The sequence below is a fragment of the Dolichospermum sp. UHCC 0406 genome (genome assembly GCF_009712025.1).
In the GTDB taxonomy this organism is placed as follows: domain Bacteria; phylum Cyanobacteriota; class Cyanobacteriia; order Cyanobacteriales; family Nostocaceae; genus Dolichospermum; species Dolichospermum lemmermannii.
Genome location: NZ_VILA01000020.1, coordinates 14,541 through 32,163, shown reverse-complemented (window position 1 = coordinate 32,163; position 17,623 = coordinate 14,541). Strand labels below are relative to the sequence as shown.

At 37.9% G+C, this 17,623-nt stretch carries 15 protein-coding genes; 4 read left to right on the top strand and 11 right to left on the bottom strand.

All coding sequences use genetic code 11. The features are described 5' to 3' along the window. Nucleotides 1-127: 127 nt before the first annotated feature. From FJR09_RS18715 to FJR09_RS18670, 10 genes are all read right to left on the bottom strand, one after another. Complete coding sequence (locus FJR09_RS18715; protein WP_168653317.1) at nt 128-1,006, bottom strand: GTPase domain-containing protein; 879 nt, start codon at nt 1,004-1,006, stop codon at nt 128-130. Next, the gene (locus tag FJR09_RS18710) at nt 999-1,823 is read right to left on the bottom strand and encodes a hypothetical protein (RefSeq protein WP_168653318.1); all 825 of its coding nucleotides are present in this window, start codon (nt 1,821-1,823) and stop codon (nt 999-1,001) included. The genes FJR09_RS18715 and FJR09_RS18710 overlap by 8 nt, the downstream gene beginning before the upstream one ends. 97 nt (nt 1,824-1,920) lie before the next feature. Further along, on the bottom strand, nt 1,921-2,676 hold the full coding sequence (locus FJR09_RS18705; RefSeq protein ID WP_168653319.1) for a hypothetical protein: 756 nt from the start codon (nt 2,674-2,676) through the stop codon (nt 1,921-1,923). A gap of 260 nt (nt 2,677-2,936) precedes the next feature. Beyond that, entirely contained in the window at nt 2,937-3,365 is a 429-nt protein-coding gene (locus tag FJR09_RS18700) for a hypothetical protein (RefSeq protein WP_254433151.1), read from the bottom strand. A 41-nt stretch (nt 3,366-3,406) separates the two neighbouring features. Continuing rightward, complete coding sequence (locus FJR09_RS18695; protein WP_254433150.1) at nt 3,407-3,757, bottom strand: hypothetical protein; 351 nt, start codon at nt 3,755-3,757, stop codon at nt 3,407-3,409. A gap of 123 nt (nt 3,758-3,880) precedes the next feature. Then, nucleotides 3,881-5,161 carry a transposase gene (locus FJR09_RS18690; RefSeq protein WP_254433149.1) on the bottom strand — a complete coding sequence of 427 codons (1,281 nt, stop codon included), beginning with the start codon at nt 5,159-5,161 and terminating at the stop codon, nt 3,881-3,883. A 250-nt stretch (nt 5,162-5,411) separates the two neighbouring features. After that, nucleotides 5,412-6,425, bottom strand: coding sequence for a hypothetical protein (locus tag FJR09_RS18685; protein ID WP_168653320.1), 1,014 nt, complete (start codon nt 6,423-6,425; stop codon nt 5,412-5,414). Between the two features lie 204 nt (nt 6,426-6,629). Then, nucleotides 6,630-7,058: a hypothetical protein gene (locus FJR09_RS18680; RefSeq protein ID WP_168653321.1), complete on the bottom strand. Its 429-nt coding sequence runs from the start codon at nt 7,056-7,058 to the stop codon at nt 6,630-6,632. A gap of 49 nt (nt 7,059-7,107) precedes the next feature. After that, on the bottom strand, nt 7,108-7,467 hold the full coding sequence (locus FJR09_RS18675; protein ID WP_168653322.1) for a hypothetical protein: 360 nt from the start codon (nt 7,465-7,467) through the stop codon (nt 7,108-7,110). Between the two features lie 178 nt (nt 7,468-7,645). Beyond that, entirely contained in the window at nt 7,646-10,027 is a 2,382-nt protein-coding gene (locus FJR09_RS18670) for a hypothetical protein (RefSeq protein WP_254433148.1), read from the bottom strand. A 413-nt stretch (nt 10,028-10,440) separates the two neighbouring features. On the opposite strand from FJR09_RS18670, the gene FJR09_RS26245 reads away from it, so the two are divergent. Next, on the top strand, nt 10,441-10,590 hold the full coding sequence (locus tag FJR09_RS26245; RefSeq protein WP_168652990.1) for a DEAD/DEAH box helicase family protein: 150 nt from the start codon (nt 10,441-10,443) through the stop codon (nt 10,588-10,590). On the opposite strand, the gene FJR09_RS18660 is transcribed toward FJR09_RS26245, so the two are convergent. After that, on the bottom strand, nt 10,575-11,522 hold the full coding sequence (locus FJR09_RS18660; RefSeq protein WP_168652989.1) for a YafY family protein: 948 nt from the start codon (nt 11,520-11,522) through the stop codon (nt 10,575-10,577). The genes FJR09_RS26245 and FJR09_RS18660 overlap by 16 nt on opposite strands. 455 nt (nt 11,523-11,977) lie before the next feature. Between FJR09_RS18660 and FJR09_RS18655 the strand changes: the two genes are divergently transcribed. The 3 genes from FJR09_RS18655 to cas10d all read left to right on the top strand — a co-directional run bounded on the left by FJR09_RS18655 (nt 11,978) and on the right by cas10d (nt 17,618). Further along, complete coding sequence (locus FJR09_RS18655) at nt 11,978-12,277, top strand: hypothetical protein (RefSeq protein ID WP_168652988.1); 300 nt, start codon at nt 11,978-11,980, stop codon at nt 12,275-12,277. A 178-nt stretch (nt 12,278-12,455) separates the two neighbouring features. After that, nucleotides 12,456-14,705, top strand: a complete 2,250-nt coding sequence (gene cas3 / locus FJR09_RS18650) for a type I-D CRISPR-associated helicase Cas3' (protein ID WP_168652987.1) — start codon at nt 12,456-12,458, stop codon at nt 14,703-14,705. A 3-nt stretch (nt 14,706-14,708) separates the two neighbouring features. Then, nucleotides 14,709-17,618, top strand: coding sequence for a type I-D CRISPR-associated protein Cas10d/Csc3 (cas10d, locus tag FJR09_RS18645; protein ID WP_168652986.1), 2,910 nt, complete (start codon nt 14,709-14,711; stop codon nt 17,616-17,618). The last annotated feature ends 5 nt before the right edge of the window (nt 17,619-17,623 follow it).

Genomic DNA, 17,623 nt, shown 5'->3' with positions numbered 1-17,623 from the left:
CATAAAGTTGATTGAAAGACCTCTCTCCAAACCTCTCTCCTACAAGGAGAGAGGCTTTGAAATCCCCTTCCAGTTCCCTCTCCTCGTAGGAGAGGGTTAGGGAGAGGTAGAAAATGGGGATCTCCTTTCATACATGATCTAATTCCTGATGACGTGAACCTGTACAAAGCCAATAAATAGGAGCAACCAAACCAAAAGGCCGCCAAAGTTTGGGATTTTTAATTACTGCTGTTACTCCCCCTCTACTTTTAGTGAGTAAGTTAACATTTGGTTCTGGATATTTACTACCCAACATCCCAAAAGCCGAAGCTGTAAAAAATTCTATATCACCTCCTCCCATTTGTTGCCATGATTGTAATTTTCTGCAAACTTGGGGAAACCTTGCTGATGCTAAGAACGCTGGTTTATCTCGATTTACCCACAAATCAGATTGTTCACATTTATTCAATACTAAGGCAATTCGGCGCTTACTTCCACCCATATCATTCCGGTCAAGTGCTAACAGCAATTTATCTAAACCATTGGCATATTCTAAATCTTTTCGCCGACTACTACCATCAACCAAAAATATAATACCATTACACTGTAAACAATCTTCTAAATAATCATCTAACTGTGGAATTTTTCCTTGCTGTGATAAAACTTCAAAAAAATCACCTGAGTAGTCTTTGCAACTGATATTTAAATTCAGTAATTTAGAACCTAATTTTTTTTCTTTCAGCGTAATTTGTAAAGTGCAATCATTTACATCCGATATGTTGTTTAAAAAAGGAGTTCTTTCTAGTTCTAAGCCCTGTTCTAAGATATTTTGAGCTTTACCAAGTAAGTCTTCTCCACCTTCATTCACAGCCGTTACAGCCTGAACTGGACTATCAGGATCAGCATTTGGCCATCGTGCTAAGGAAGCCATATATGTAGTTTTTCCAGAAGAGCGATCGCCTATAACTCGCAACACCGCACTGCTTTGTAATGGGGTCTGATTTTTATTCTTAAATAAATTAAACATTTTCTTTCATCCTCTTACCTGTACTTAACCAATAGAGAGGTGAAATCATCCCATAAGGCGACCAGTTATCAGTTTCTCTTAACACAGAATATCTGCCCTCTTGTCCTAATTCTTCTTTGCGATTGGGTCGCGGATCTTTATTTCCTAAAACCCCAAAAGTAGATATAGCATAAAACTGTAAGTTTTTACTAGGAATATTGTCTTTTAAAAATGACAGTGTTTCTGGAAAATGAATTGCAAATAAATCATTTTCTGGATCTAACCGACCAGGCCACAGTTCCCCCCGTTCACATTTACTCATGGCTACAGCTAACCGTAATTCTTGTAATCTTTCATCTTTATCCATTAAATCTATAAACCTTTTAAATACTCGTTTATAAAATTTATCTGTTCCTTGTCTCCACTCTGTTAACAAAATCAAACACCCACTCACATCTTTTCCTAAACATTCATTCATAAATTCTTCATATAAGGGATTTGCTGAACCCATTGCTAAATCTTCAAAAATCTCTCCTGGGTAGTCTCGCACTGCTAAATTTATTTCTTGTTTTTTTTGCCATTTTTTGTGAATCTCAATATAAAATGAATAGACTTCTAAATCATCAATTGTTTTTACTTCTTTCCCTGTCGGTTCTAAAGATGCACCCTCTAAAATAATATTCTCAGCTTTATCTGCTAATTTTCTTGTTTCTTCATTCAATGCTTGAACTTTAAAATTCTGATTTTTCCGTCGTGATCTTGATGGTTGATAAGCCAAAGCTGCTAAATAAGTAGTTTTGCCAGAAGCACGTGGTCCAATTACATAAATGTTGCCCATGTTACACCTTTTTAATTATTTAAAGAACAGAGAATGACGAATATAGCCCCGGCGATGGTTTCAATCTATGAAAAAATTTGTTTAACATAATTTCTACCTATTTAGCTAAAAAACTACCCAGATAAATCCAAGGTAATTCTAATAAACCTCGATGATGAATAGATGTAATAAAACACCGCACCGAGCCACCGGAAAGGCCATTATTCAATTGTTCTAATTGGGAATAAATCGGACGAAAATATCTTTGTAAAACATAAGTATGCCGCTGCTGCCAGTTCAGGGAACTACCATAAGGCTTGTAAGCCAGTTTACCACCTTCCTGGGATAAATCACAAAATAAATCAGCTTTATTGATACAAATAGCTAAATGTCTAACATTGGGACATTGGTGATGGAAAAATTTCACCCATCTGTCAAAGCGATTACACCATTGTTTTTGCGTGACAAACTGCTCCACATCTGTACCTGGTTGTAAACTCATGCCCCGGTGGGGTGGAAGAATAAGCAACACTCCCTCACTGTTGCGGATAGCCTCTAAAAATTGAGTCCATTGATCAGAATAATCCCTTTGATAACTTCTCCGCCACACTTCACCCGCTGTATCAATCCAATCTACCACCACCTGCTTATTACCAGAGGGTAGCCGCGTCTGAATCTCCAAATACCGTTGATAGGGCATTTGCGAAGGTGGCAAAGGTGTCGGTTTTGCCTGTGAGTTCTCATCCAGTAATTGCACTCTCAGATTGTCGTAATCGAGATTGGCAACTTTGACATATTCACTCTTAGGGTTGGCTAACTCTAGTGCCAAGTGAGTCTTGCCTGTTGCGCGATCGCCTATATATACTACTCCCACATTGATTATTTTTATGACATTACGTATATCTGAACGTCATCATACAATAATTGTTTTGACACAAATAATCATTTTTATGTAAAGATTTGAAAACGTAATAAGCCGCTTATCATTCAGGGCATTTTAAAAAGCCATAACAATCCTGATAATCGGCTTTATTTATTGCTATTAATTCCCCACCAGCTTTAGTTAAAATTGCGTATTCGATAGTCCTATTCTTTAGATTCCCAAGTCTTCAAAATATGCTTTGATATTTTTATCTAAATCTTGTAATGCAGCTTCCATAGTGGGATAACTACCTTTCCCTTATTGTAGAGTCGCTTTTGTCCTTGAGAATCTACAGTTTGAACAAGTAAGTTAGTGATAGCAGTGGTGGTAGACCCTGGAAACTTTAGCGGTTGGATTGCTTTTAAAAAGATAGTTGTAGCTTGTCCGCTTTTTAAATCTGTATCTGTGGTGTAGACCAGTCGTGAAGGATCTGCTACTAGAATGTAGGCGATCGCTTCGTTGGTTTGACTAAAGCTAATAGGTGTAGCCAGTCCTGGCGTAACTTGAACCTGAATTCTTGTTTTTGCAGCTATATCTCTGTCAATAAAGCGATAAGCAGGTGTTTGTGCATGGACAATAGGTGCTGTTATCCCCAGAAATAACGCGCTAGTAGTGATGATAAAAGTAATACATTGTTTCATAACAACCTCCAAGAAACCCACCCGTTGTGGGCGCAGTTAGTTTACCGGGCAACTTGCAAAAAATTATTGACAACCACTGAGACTTCCGTACCTTCAGGTAGAAATTGAATATTAGGACGTTGTAATAATTCTTGCACTGCTTGGTCAGACCGTCTCGACAGCCGCTCACTGACTGGACTAAAAAATCCCTCCAACGCAGCCGCCCAAATTTGCGGGTCAGCGGTGCTAGAAACAGTATTTTGATTAAACGTGCCATTGGAAACAACAGTGCTAGATTGAGTCCGGGGTTGATTGACAATGCTACCTACTTTTCCCAAACTACTGAGTAATCCCACTAACAAATCTTGTTGAGCAATTTCTGACCCCACATCATTGAGCTTTTGAGCAATCAACGGTCGCTTGTTGTTACCTCGAATTAATAGCGTACTAACTGGTATCGTTTCCTGTTTAACTGTACCTTGGGAGTCAGGTTGACACTCTCACCGTCTAAAGACACTGAGATTCTACAGACAGAATTAGTTTAATCTAATTCTCGTTACGGTGGTCAAACACCGTCTAGTGAGTTTACTTAAATTGAGTTTAAGTTTTCCCGTTACTTTTTTTAAGATATTGGCTGCTCCATTGAGATCAGCGTTTACTAAAAATTTTTCACCTGTCAAGTAAAGCCCTCTCAAAATTCGTCTTCCAGATGCTTTCCACCCTTCGGGTTTTTCACCGTACTTGGGTAGGGAGTCTCCATCTAGAAAACTCGATTTTGAAGTATAACTCTCCTCTGTAATGTGAAAGTTTATCCCATATTGGGAACACAGTTGATTAAGTCGATCTTTCAACTTACCTAATGGTATTTGAACAAACTTTTGATTGTTCAAGTTACCTAGATTGGAGTTTAGTTTAAACCCATTGTTCCAACCTAGAACTAAATTACCTATTTTATTTTTAAGGCAATGGTCAATAATCAACTTTGCACTTTTGTTGATCCCATCTCTCATTTGATGGTTTCGTTTTCTAGTAACTCGATCTAACCAACTGTCCCAGTAGTCACTTGACTTGCCTTCTTTTTTAGTAGAGACTTTTTTATTCCAGAGTTGATTGTCAGCTTTTAGTTTTCTTGAGTCAATTAAAAAAGAATTACCTAAAGTGTCTACACAGGCTGCTAAATTATCAGCAGTTCCCAAGTCAATTGATAGGGCTTCACTAATATTTAATTCAGTGATCTCTGGCTCAACCAAATAAGACAACTCCAGGTAAAAAGCCCCATTTTTGGGTAATATAGTCAACTCTTTGATCTTTGAGAAATCTAAGTTAATTGGCATCGGGAGAAAAAATTCAGATATTCCAAACCATCTTTTTACTGTCAAGCCTAAAGGAAATCTAATTTGATTATTTTCAAGAGTTGGCTTACCCGCTCCAGTGTTGGGAAACGCAACTTTAAAAAGTTTAGATCCTTCGAGATAACTAGGAGGCTTAGGTTTAAAAAGTAACTCACCTTTGTTGAACTTATTTTTTAATTCTTTAAAGGATTTAAAAGCTTCGCTCACTGAGATTAGTGTTTGTTGAGCAACTACCGAAGGTAGTGAACTTGCTAATCTGGTCTTGCTCACAGTTGACTCATATATTAGGTCAAATTTACCAGTTAGTAACTTACCAGTTTTAAAAAGTGTTTGTCTAGCAAAATAGACCCCTGAGTTATAGAGTTTACCCGATTGTTGACAAAGATACTCTAATATTGCTTTAGTATCTTTATCAGGGGATAATAGGACTTGTTGAACTCCCATTAAGGGCTTAATTTTGACCATAATTTGGATACTTCGTTATTATATTTATGATTTCACAAAATGATAAATTTATCAAGAAAAACGTAGGCGACTAAAGTTGCACGAGCGATGCCCTAAGCATAGCCGAAGGGTCGCTTATATCTTACCGTCTTTAGACGCTGAGTTTTACGCTTACCGAGAGATTTATAACTGATTTAGTTATCTAATCCCGTAATAGACGGTTTAGTATCGGTAAATAAATAGTCAAAATCTATCTGCTTATTCATTATTTTTAAGGTACAAGCTTTGGAGCCATGATAGTCAAGCTCCTAATTTCTGAATAGTTCGGCATAAACGCTATTTGCAACACAGCAAAGAACAACCCCAGTGGTACAAGGATTAAGGCTGACCAACCAGCTAATACCACCGACTGCACTAGCATTACCAGAATAATTACGCCGGGGTCTGGCTCAAACCTGGAGTTACACCAGAGGTACATTGCGATCGCTGGCAATACTCCCAGCAGGACTACAAAAACCAAATAGTCCAGACCAGCCCCTGAAACTTGCAAGGTTGGAGTTTGATACCATCTATCAGGTCTGAGCAACAAATCTGCTAGAGGAGTTTTAGTCGAACTCCCATCCCTAAACAACAGACCCAGATTCCAGCCCTCTATAGCCACAGAAGTTAGGTTAGCAATTATCAACCTGTAAGCACCAGGAGCGATGAGCGCAGACGTGGTGGCACTTAGGGATAAACCTGGTGTTACCCAAGTGAGAAGGAATGTCCACAGAATGTTGTTTATCCCTGGTGGAGAGTTCAACCCTCTTTCTCTCAGGCTTTTGGTAGGTGGTGGGTCACAGCCAAGCAAGGAAGGAATAGCCAGCCCGGTTAGGATTGGGATTACACTCACTTGAACTTGTAGGAAGGTTTTAACTAGCCACAGAGCCAGCGTTGCTCCACCTACTGCCATTACAACTAAAACCACATAACCTATCAGGTTGCCTCCGCCCTTATCCTTGTTGAGGAAGATTAGCAGAGAGATAATCACTACAGGAAACACCCCAGTTACAAACCCCGGAGGGCTGGGTATTGGTAGGAAGCAGAACAACAACAAAGTTACTATTCTGACTATCTTGATGTTGCCACCTATTTCCTCAGTTAGAGTAGCCGCACTCTCTCTGTCTCTCACCAACAATTGGCTGGGATCTACATCCTCATTGAGTAGATAAACAATGAAATAGGCAAGTACTGTGGCTGCAAGGAAGACTTCTGCTTTAGTCTGAAAGAAGGAACATAGAGTCATAGCAGCTCCCCCGGCTATATATGGGGTTATTAGAGAATGCCTTGCTAGGTGTAAGACTACCCAGCAGAATAGTGTAAAGGCAAGAATAAAGTGAATGCTCATAGAAGTTTTTGTAGGAAATCCTCTCACTATTCTTTTTTCTTAGAGAAGATAATATTACCAGCAGACACTCAAAAGGTCAGTATAAACTACTGACCTTTCAAATTAATCCTTATTCTTCTTCTCACAATTAACTAAATCAATATTCCCGAAAAAATTACCCTGCGCGTCGGTAACTTGCATACCACCAATCTCCACTATGCCAGTCCTACGCATGATGACAGCACTCTCAAGGCAGCCAGTGTCCCTAGATTTTGATAGCTCCCTGCGGGTTACTTTACCTTCTGAGTTAATGGTGACATCCTTCCAAAAGCTACCCGGAATTAGGGTAGCTCTAACGTTCCGCACAACTCCCCGGTCTGTGTTCAGGTTGAGGAGATAAGCGCGGTCGCCAGAGCCGAGGACTTTGATATGTTTGTAGTAGCCTATTCTAGGTTGTTCTGGGGTGGGTTTAACCCAATCTTTTGCTAGATTTGGTAGCGGGTTTGGGAACAAGCCCGCTACTCCGTGCAGACAGACAGTAAGCCAGAACATACCAAAGCAGCACCTTATAACACTTTCTTTGGTTGATGGCGGCTGCTCTTCACTCATCCCGCCACCCCACTACAGTAGGTCTGTTAAACCCATCAACTGCCAGGGTCGCTTTACCTTTTTGTTCCTGGTGGGTTAACAAGTTGCGCGGGTCTTCTACTCTCAAACTCTCATCATCTGAGAGAAAGACAAGTACACAGTTCTCTTTACTATATTTGTAGGAGAACGTGATATACTCTTTAGCCCCGCAGAAACCTAACACTCTGGTTCTGAGAGTATAAGTTCCTGGGGCTGGCCAGGCAGAATGTTTCACTACAGGATAAACACCACTACCCTGACCTACACTCACCCAAGCAAGAGCCGGAGTGGCTAGGGCTGCTGCTAACAACCCTATTATTTTTATGGGGTGCATAGACTTCTAGATTTACTAGATTTAGTCTACAACATCAAGAGCGCACAAACTCCCAAGCGTCTGTTAGTGGGTAGAAACGCTTCTGTTGCATTCTTGCTGATTATACTAACTGGATAACCCAGATAACGCTGAAAAGAAGTAACCCCTGTACTGGTAATCCGTCCAGTGATTCGGTAAGTCATGTTTTGCATGATTTGAGAACCTGTTGCACAATCACAGATGGTGTCTGGATCTTGAGATAGCAGCAATACAGCAATACCTTCTTACGTCCTGTAGCACAAGTTTCTCCTATGACTTCAGCAAAACCATCTTTACGTAAAAGTACCGAAAGCTCATCACCAATAAACAAACTTTTGGGATGGGATAAAGCATTGCGAATGCAGGCAGTATGGGCATTAATTGCCATCAAGTAAGCATCCTGTTCGTTAGTTAATCCACTCAGGGCAAAGAATTTAATCGCTGGTTCAGGGGAAAATGTACTGGGACGGGCGATAGCGAAGCGCTCCGTAGGAATCGCTTTCCCTAACCTCGATGCTAGTAATGCACTCACCTGATTTTGAATTTGATTAAGTGCCTGTCGGTCAATTTCCTCAAAAGACCTCAAATTCAGACGTTCTCTGGTGCAAAACTTGACAAAATCCGGTAGCGTGGGGATTTCTTGCCATTCTGCTGACAACCAACCCATCTCAAAAGCGCGGTTATAATGAGCAATCATATCTGCGTCTTTGAGAAACACATCCAAAGCTTTAACAAGTAAAGCATCTACTCTTTGGGCTAAGTGGGGATTTTCAACTTTACCCATTGCAATAGCTACCAAAGCCTTGCGAATAAAGTCCTTCCAAGATTCCATCCGTCGTTCCCGTTCTGGCTTCTCAAACCTACGTAAGTCCGGTGGTTCTAGCAGATTACTACTACCACTAGAGATGTCATAATATGCACCTTGTTCACCCAGTAATTCAATCGCTGTTTTAAAAGTGCTGTTACCACCTGCGGAAATATCCATACCGACTACGGGAATATTGTTCACTAAGGCTTCTTCCGCAAACCGCCACCCTAAAACACTCTTGCCTGAGCCAGAAGTACCTGTAATTAAAGCCCGTCCGATTTGTTGATGAAACAAATCTACGTAAATGGGTTTACCACCACGACTAGTTAAAAACTCTACACCTTGCTGGTCAATATCTTTAGGAATGGTCAGAGGCATCAATCCCGCAATTGTTTGAGTATCAAGTGTTAAGCGGCGCTCACTCAAATTACCATCATGTAATAAACGTTTGCAGGTGATAGGTAAAATTTGTAACCATATTTCCCAAGCAATATTGCGTTCTCTAAGTACCTTGGCGGTTTCAAAACTGTTAGCCAGTAGATTGCAAGCATGAGTTAATTCCTCGGCACTATGACGATATACTAAAAAAACTGGCGCACAATGTAGAGCTTTTGTACCTTCATACAACCGCCGTTGTGCTTCAAACGATTCTTCTTGCTTGATTTCTGCACCAATATCACGTCCCTGTCCTTTAGTGATTGCTACGGTGCGGGCGACTTTAGACTGCTTTGCTTGACGGGCTAGGTTGTCTTGAATTAAAAAGTCATTGCCACGACTGATTTCCACCCATGCTTCTGTATCATGGACATAACTGGAAGACAGTATTTTCCACACCCATTTGAGTTGTTCTTGGGTATTTGTCCAACCCAATGGCGGGTCTGTCATTGTCATCACACCGCAGACTTTACCCTTGCCTGTAAGATAAACTCGGTCATGATCTCCGCGATGTTCAGGAGTTGCAGAGCGCCCTTGTGTACCTTCAATTAGTAGGGTGCAGATATGTTTGTCTGTGGTTACAGTTTCTGTGAGTTGTAGTCCTGTGGCTGTTTCTTCTAGGGTGATAACTTGGGGAATGGCAGGTGCAGCACCTTCGTTAAATCTATTCCACAACCATTGCCATAAATCACCTGCGCTACAAGGTGTGACTTCTAAGCCTATTTTAGTATTTAGTAATACCTCCCATTGAATAAATCCCTGTTGAAAGCCTTGCAGTAATAGCTTTTTGAAGAATGTTTCTTGGTATATGCGTTTATTGCCTGTGATTGATTCTACTACCCAAGAGCCAAGATTACGGCATTTTTCAATCACAGCACCGACAAAATCTTTTTGCTGGGAACTACCTTGTTGATCACTTGTCCAGGTACAAAAGGCTATTTGCTGCCACTGTTGGCGTGTACCTGCATTTTTTAATTCTTCTATTCGTAGTTGTTCGTTGCGAATAAGAACGGAAATGGGTTTGAGGTGACAATCATTTGCCAAAGCATTAAGTTGGGTTTGGCGTTGGGTATCATCACTGTAGCAGCCTGTACAAAAAGTGATGCGTTCTCCAATTGGTAAATCTTTCATGCCCTCTTCAATAGCATGAGCAAATTCACTAACTTCACTTTCATGTAAGATGTTGTGCAGTCCAGCAATCTGAAAACCAAATACTAGTTGATATTGCGATTGTCCTTGTTCTAATAATAGGGCAGCAACTTGTCGGGGTTCAGACGGGATATCTGCAAAATGGGACACATTGTAAAGTTTTGTGTGCTTAATTCTCAAAACTCTTAATTTACCGTTGTTTCAGCTTCCATCTGAACTTGATTGTTCAAAATGAAAACATCCCAAAAAAGGGTTATTTATGAGCAAGTTTGAGAAGCTGAACCGCGTAAAAAGTTGATTTTAGTGTGCAAAAGTTGAATGTTTCTTTACCATTTTCGGGCAAGTTAGTAAATCACTAAATTGGTTTCTGCAACATTTATTTACAACGTGTCCCATTTTACCCTTATCCCGGCTTGACCCCATATTCACCTTTTATGCGTGTAGATTCTGACAGTTACTACGAGTTGAAGTAAAGAAAAATAGCGATCGCCCCCCCTCTCCGTAACCTCTGAGAAACCACCATCTTCCAAGCCAATATTCAAACCAATGAACTTACCGAACTGATGATAGATGAACACTTCCAAACCCTAACCACCTTCCCCCCACGCAACTTTCAACGAGAAGCGATCACTAAACTCCTTCACTGTCAAGACATCCTTCTCCGCGCCCCCACAGGGTCAGGGAAAACCTCTTGTTTTTATTCAACACAGTAATTATCATAGGCTTTTTTTAAAGCATCTTTAACCCCTTTCGCCACCCAATCAGGATTTAAAACCCTAGCACTAGCACCGTACTGTAGCATTCTTTGACGAAACCAAAATATACAGTCTTCCTGAGTTAAAATATCAACATATTCTGTAGTTTCTAGTGAGGAAATAACTGTTTCGTGGGGTCTGCGGGGTCTATAACTCGCTAAATCTCCTGTCAGACGGTAGGTAATATCTAGAGTAGGAAATTTACTATAAGTCCAGGGAGTCTGGGAAACTCCACCAACTCTAGTAATGCGGTCTACTCTCAAAGTGATGTTCTGTTCAGCATTGGGTCTGGTTTCAAGATGAGAACTACGAAAGTCGGGAACTAAAGCAAATAAATAGAGAACACCGTTATGTAATCTCAGTTCGGACTTATCTAAATCCCAGAATGTTTCTTTACCTTTTCTGCTGCGATACCAAACCACAAAGCGGCGTTTTTGCTGAAATCGTTGTTGTAACTGGCGTACAATCTCATTGATTTTATCTTCGCTGTAATCTGTAGGTGGATGAAAGTCTGTTTTTAGTCCAGGGGACTTAGGTTTTTGAAAGTTACCAATGCGGTGAATATGTCCAGCTTCCGCAGAAAAACCCAGACTCGCCAATAACTCAGAGGCCATTGCTAATGCTTGTCTTTGTTCTTCAGATAAGATAACGGGAAACACTGATGTCACTAACTCATAAGGACGGTTGGGTGCAGCCTTAATTTCAAAACCGCAGTCTCGGAGTTTACCAATTGCACGAGCAATTTTCTGTGATAAATCACCAGCTTCAAAACCGCGATCGCTCAACAAGATTTCCAACTCGGCTTTTTTACAGGGTTTTTCCGCCAGCAGCTTCAATAACTCCAATATAAAACCCAATTGATTAGAGTTATTATCATTTTTTGATGACATCTTTACTGAGAGAAGTAATATACTATCTCCAGTATTACTAAGTAAGTCATATTCTGCTTAGATTGCTGAATTCCATAACAATGTAAGCACTATTTGTGTATGAGTAGAGGATTTTTGAGGGAGGGTAGCAATTCATATCGCCTACATCAAGTTTCAGTCCCGCTTTTCGGGATTCGTTACCCAGGTAAATACATGGGATTTTACCCTCCCATGAAATGGATTATAGCATTCTCTCTTATGGATTCACGTATTGATATAGAAAATATAATTTTTGGTGTTGATATAGGAAATATGAATTCATTGACAAACAAATCCCAACTAATGTAAGATTTAAGTCAGTAAAAAATACAAAAGTGTCGCCTGAAGTACCAGTTCAGACAACACTCTTACACTTTTTCAAGGGACTAATTTTTTTAGCCCCTCAAATATTTTTTTGGAAAAAATCTCAAATCATTATGGCACAAGAACAAACAAAAAGTCCACAACTTCAATTAAACCTAAACCGTTATCAAGTTCCCATACCTTTCAAGAGCGAAAACATCGGAACTACAAAAGCCAGTAAATTTATCAAGATTCTGACGGATAAGGACATTTCATCTAAGGAAATTCGTCAAAAAGTCAAAAAAGGTAACTTTGAAATTACCTGTGATGATGGTTCAGTAATTCTTATTACACTTTTAAACAAGACTGAATCTAGAAGATATATTCTGCATATAAGCTTGATTTCTGCGAGTTTTTTAGAAGTTGCTGCTTAAAAAGCACAGTTACCAAGTTTCTTAAACCAGAATTTCTTGTAGGGGTGCGGTTTCCGTACCCTGATAATGTGATTTATCTAATTTAACTAGGTTTCCCGTGAGATATAGTCATTTTTTGACTACATCTAGTTTTTTAAAGGTATTAAAGTAGTCTCATCCAACAAATACTTAACTCACCGTGAAAATTTTTTTACTGCCATTGTACTCCAAACTCAATGGAGGGGTAGGTGCTTGTGCTTTAGGATGTATGCAAACCTGCAAAGTCAAACAACAAGCGCCCAATTTTGGAGAAGGTAACAATTGTCCTTTATCTTCTCATCAAGCGGAAACTTATGCGGCTATTTTTAGAGATGCAAACAAACCAAAAATAATTTTTAATACGGCATCCACAGGAGATGGTAAATCTCTAGCAGCTTATTTACCAGGATTACTCAATCCTAAATTTAGAACTATTGGATTATACCCAACAATTGAACTTGTTAAAGATCAAGAAAGACAAATCAAAAATTATTATCAGCTATTCAATTTAACTCCTGTCACAAGGATAGATAGTTTGTATGGAGCAGAATTAGCTCCGAGAGTGGAAACCGCAAAAGAAGAAGGAAAACCAAGTAGAAAATCTGAACAATTAAGGAGAAGTATAATTCAAAAACGAGTTATTTTAACCAATCCAGATATATTTCATTTAATAACTCATTTGCGTTATCAAGATATCACAGTTGCCCATGATCAATTAGTCAATGATTTAGCTCAATTTCCGAATTTGTATGTGGCTGATGAATTTCCTATTTTTGGAGTACATCAAGAAACAGCAATTATCAATAGTTTGCTATTAATTCGTCATAGTCGAGAAACTGCACGTCCATTGAGATTTTTATTTACATCAGCAACCCCAAAGGATGAATTTATTGATCAGTTGAAAAAACTAGCAACAGATAATTTATTAATTGAAAAAATCCAATCTGACTATATTAGTGAAGATAGAACGCAAGTACCACCAGGATATAGACAAATTTGTCAGCCTGTAGATTTAGATTTTGTACATTTAGAAAAACATCAAGATTCATTTGATTGGGTGCAAAAAAATACAATTTTAATCAAAAAAATTCTTCATGATGAGAAACAAAGACCAGGTAGAGGAGTGATTATTCTCAATTCAATGGCTGTGGTTCGTCGAGTCGTAATTCAACTGGAGAGAGATTTAAAAAATGATAATATCATGGTTAAAGAAGTGAGTGGAATTGTTGATGATCGTGACCGGGAAGAAACGCGAAATTTATTGAAAACAGCAAATCAGCCTGTATTAATTGTAGGAACTTCAGCCGTAGATGTAGGAGTTGATTTTGAAATTAACTTATTAATTTTTGAATCGAGTAATTCTGCTACATTTACTCAAAGATTAGGACGTTTAGGCCGTCATGGAGGATTTGATAATTACCAAGCCTTTGCATTAATTCCCAATTGGATGAATTGGATTATGAAGAAATTACGCGATAAATTGGAGGAAGGACAAAAGGTAGATAGAACTATTTTTAGAGAAGAAATTATTGAATATGCTTTTGATCCTCCGAGAGAATTTGAACAATATCGTCATTATTGGGGTGCTTTACAATCTCAAGGAATGTTAATTACTTTAAGTGGTGCAAATATCAAAGGAAAAAAGCAGAAAAAAGAACGGGAAAAACGGGAAGCTGTTACTCAAAAAATACGCGATCGCATGACGGAAGACTTACGAAAGCTGTATGGTGATCAACTAGATAGAAAAAAAATACATTGGAATTGTTTAAACAAGGATGATACAGGTAAAGCTATTCAGGATCAACTTTTAAGTTTTCGTGGTAGTTCTAGCTTACAAGCAGCAGTATGGGATCAAAATAAATCCGGTTTTTATACTTATGATTTATTAAGGCTTTTACCTCATGTAGAAGTAGAAGTTATCACCAAGCAAGACTTTTATTCAGCATTGGAAAAAGCTAACCTATCTAAACCTGAATCTGTCAAGCGATCGCCTAATGAATTTCCAGAAGCCTATATTCAAATTTACTTGAAAATCAAGTCTTGGAATGAAGATAAATCTCCTTTTTCAGTAGGATTAGATTGTGATTATCTCACCAGAAAATTAACACTTGGTACTTTGACAGTATTAGAAGGAGTCGGTATTCTGGGACATCCTCAAAAAAGAGAAATTAGTAAATATCTCAGTGATGTAAAACTACTTACATTTTTAGTCAGAGTAGATCGTAATTATGAAAAAAGTCATTGGGATGTAAGTAATCAATTACATCTAGGTTCTAATGTTGGTATTTATCGAATTTCTGATCAGGAAGATAAAGATTATGCCTGTACATTTAATCAAGATGCTTTATTGATAGAAGCATTAAAATGGAAACTAAAAAAAACCGCAAACACTGAATCTTACATTTTTTAAGCCATGAAAACAATTTTAGTTAGATTAATCATTGAAACATTAAGTAAACAGGAAAAGAATACAGTTTTAATGTCATTTATGGAAACTGTATTACCTGCAATGGAAAATACTTTTTCACTTATTCCAGCTTTAGGTAGTTCGATAGCACCTTTTAACAAAAATGCAGATCAAAGTTTATTAGTTCATGTAATCAATGGTTTATTAACAGCATGGAATTTGAGTAAATATCTACCGGAAACATTAACAGAAACAGAACAAAAATTACTTTGTTTAGGTTTTACACTTCATGATTATGATAAATATTATTATAGTCAAAAAATTCAGACTCCTGGCGCTCATGAAACCTCAAAAATCCGAGAATTATGTTATCAACTAGCAAAAGATTTGAATTTTGCAGAATTTTGGACAGACTGGGAAGATTATCTATTGGATATTTGTTTTTTAGCACAAAATACTCAAGCTAAAAATGCCAGTAATCTTCGTTCATCTAATTGGGAAGTTGATGATAAAACATTTAGTTTAGATTATCCTGATCGTGTAAGATTATGCGAACTGTTAAGATTTGGAGATATAGCAGTTCATATCCAAGATCCATCGGAAATACTCATCAATTTTACAAGAGGTAAACAGTTACATAAATCGCTAGAAAATTTAGAGATTGAAAGAAGTTTAGTTTACCATCGTTTACGAGATTGTCGCGGTTTATTAACCAATCAAATTCATAATGCATTTGTTAAAATTGCTAGTAAATTAGATTGGCAACCAATTTTATATTTTGCTCAAGGTGTAGTATATTTAGCTCCTCTCAAATTCAATTTACCAACACTATTAGAAATTCAAGAATTTACATGGGAAAATATTCTCAATGGAGATAATCATAGGAATCAGGAAGGACTAAAAGATTTTTTCAGCAATGGAGAAGTTGGTTTTGTGAGAGATGGAAAAGGCATAAAAATAGCTCCATTAACAAGAGAATTATTTTCACCCGCAGATTTGATTATTCAACTGGCTGATGTTATGATAGCAAAAGTTAAGAATATCAAAGATCCGGCTACACCAAAAAGACTAGAAAAAATTAGTCTTTCTGATAGTGAAAGAGCATATTTAGCGGATGGTGCTAATGTTTGGGCTGACCGTTTTGCAGAGTTTATTGTTATCACTCAAAGAGAGTTTTTTGAAAACTCAGAAAATCGGGAAAAATATATAAATTGGATTCTTGCAAAACTTAATTTACAAGACAAAATTACACCAGAACAAAGTCAATTTCAATCAGGCGGTGTCAATTATGGCTGGTATCAAGTGGCAGCCCACTATATCGCATCTCTTCCTAATAATATTGATTTGCGCCCAGAGTCAGAAGATATTACAGAGTTACTGACAAACTTGAGTGAGAGTTTAGCAAATTGGGCTAATGAAAACAATTTATTACCTGAACATACTAATTTAACTCGTGAAATTTTCTTTACCTATATTTCCGAATACTTAGAAATAGCAGGTTGGGAAAATTGTACCTCTAATTTTCAAAAAGAGTTAACAGCTTACAGTGACTCAAAAGTTAGTAATAAAGCAATATGTTCTCTCAGTTCTGGAGAATTTATTGCAGAAGAACAGCTAGATTCTGTAGTGTTATTTAAACCACAACAATACAGTAATAAAAATGCTTTAGGAGGTGGCAGAATTAAACGCGGTATTTCTAAAATTTGGTCATTAGAAATGCTATTGCGTCAAGCATATTGGAATGCACCCGCAGGTAAATTAGAAGACCAACAGCCAATATTTATGTACATTTTCCCCGCTTACCTTTATTCACCACAAATAGCTTGTGCAGTCGGGTTATTAGTAAATAAATTACAAAAAACAAATCTCTGGGACATTCGTACACATTGGCAAAAATCGGGTATGCAGCTACACGAATTAAGGAATATGGAATGGATAGACAAAGAACCAGAATTAGGAAGATATGGTAGTGATTACTCAACTGTAGATATGCCTTTTATGGCAATGAAATATACAAAAACATTGGGTAAAACTATAACAGATGCTTGGGTAGAACCTGCTTTTTTATCCTTAGTTTTACCTTTGTTTCTTGGTGTAAAAGTGGTTACTACTCCTAGTTCTGATCCAATTTATGCCAGTGATCAAGAATTTCTTGAGACGGTCAAACTTGATGGATCTGCTGGTTTTTGGAATTTGCTCAACACATCTACATCATTAAGACTAGATGAGGTAGAAAATGCCTTAACCCGGCTTTTAATAGTCTACAGTTTACATTTAGATAATAGGAGTAAAAAGCCTGATGCAAGATGGCAAGCATTAAACGGAACAGTGAGAGATTTAGTCACAGATGTTTTAAATATCTTTGCTATTTCTAACGAAGGTTTTCGTAATAGTAAAACTAAAAAAGAACCAGGAGAAGAAGATGTTAAACGAATTTGGAATTATGCCCAAACCTGGGTAAAAGGAGATCCAAATATGGAGGATAAAATGGATTTAATTAAACGTTTGGTGACAGAATATCGCCAATTTTATCAAGTGAATGTGAGTGAATCAAGTCATGCGATTCTGTTACCAATTTCTAAAGCATTAGAGATAATTCTAAAAGTTCCTGAAGATATTGCTAAGGAAGATTTGATTTTAGAAGTAGCAGGACAATTATATGATGCTTTGGAAAGACAAAGGGTTTATAAACCTTATTTGGTAGATAAATCTACGGATTACAAAACTCGTAAAGAGCAGGAATTAACGGCAATTCATCAGTTTACAAGTACCTGTGTTGATGATTTATTTCTGGGACTTTATAAAGGCGATCGCGCACTGCTCCAAGAAAACCGCAACCGCATTAAATCCGGGGTTGAATTTGCCTATCGTTGGTTAGCTTTGCAATCAAAAAATACTGAAAAACCTGAATCATAAGGAAT

Bases quoted from the DNA above. Each gene is read 5' to 3' on its own strand.
- FJR09_RS18715 (WP_168653317.1), bottom strand. From the start codon at position 1,006: ATGTTTAATTTATTTAAGAATAAAAATCAGACCCCATTACAAAGCAGT.
- FJR09_RS18675 (WP_168653322.1), bottom strand. From the start codon at position 7,467: ATGCACCCCATAAAAATAATAGGGTTGTTAGCAGCAGCCCTAGCCACT.
- FJR09_RS26245 (WP_168652990.1), top strand. From the start codon at position 10,441: ATGATAGATGAACACTTCCAAACCCTAACCACCTTCCCCCCACGCAAC.
- FJR09_RS18685 (WP_168653320.1), bottom strand. From the start codon at position 6,425: ATGACTCTATGTTCCTTCTTTCAGACTAAAGCAGAAGTCTTCCTTGCA.
- FJR09_RS18655 (WP_168652988.1), top strand. From the start codon at position 11,978: ATGGCACAAGAACAAACAAAAAGTCCACAACTTCAATTAAACCTAAAC.
- FJR09_RS18700 (WP_254433151.1), bottom strand. From the start codon at position 3,365: ATGAAACAATGTATTACTTTTATCATCACTACTAGCGCGTTATTTCTG.
- FJR09_RS18710 (WP_168653318.1), bottom strand. From the start codon at position 1,823: ATGGGCAACATTTATGTAATTGGACCACGTGCTTCTGGCAAAACTACT.
- cas10d (WP_168652986.1), top strand. From the start codon at position 14,709: ATGAAAACAATTTTAGTTAGATTAATCATTGAAACATTAAGTAAACAG.
- FJR09_RS18680 (WP_168653321.1), bottom strand. From the start codon at position 7,058: ATGTTCTGGCTTACTGTCTGTCTGCACGGAGTAGCGGGCTTGTTCCCA.
- FJR09_RS18690 (WP_254433149.1), bottom strand. From the start codon at position 5,161: ATGGTCAAAATTAAGCCCTTAATGGGAGTTCAACAAGTCCTATTATCC.
- FJR09_RS18660 (WP_168652989.1), bottom strand. From the start codon at position 11,522: ATGTCATCAAAAAATGATAATAACTCTAATCAATTGGGTTTTATATTG.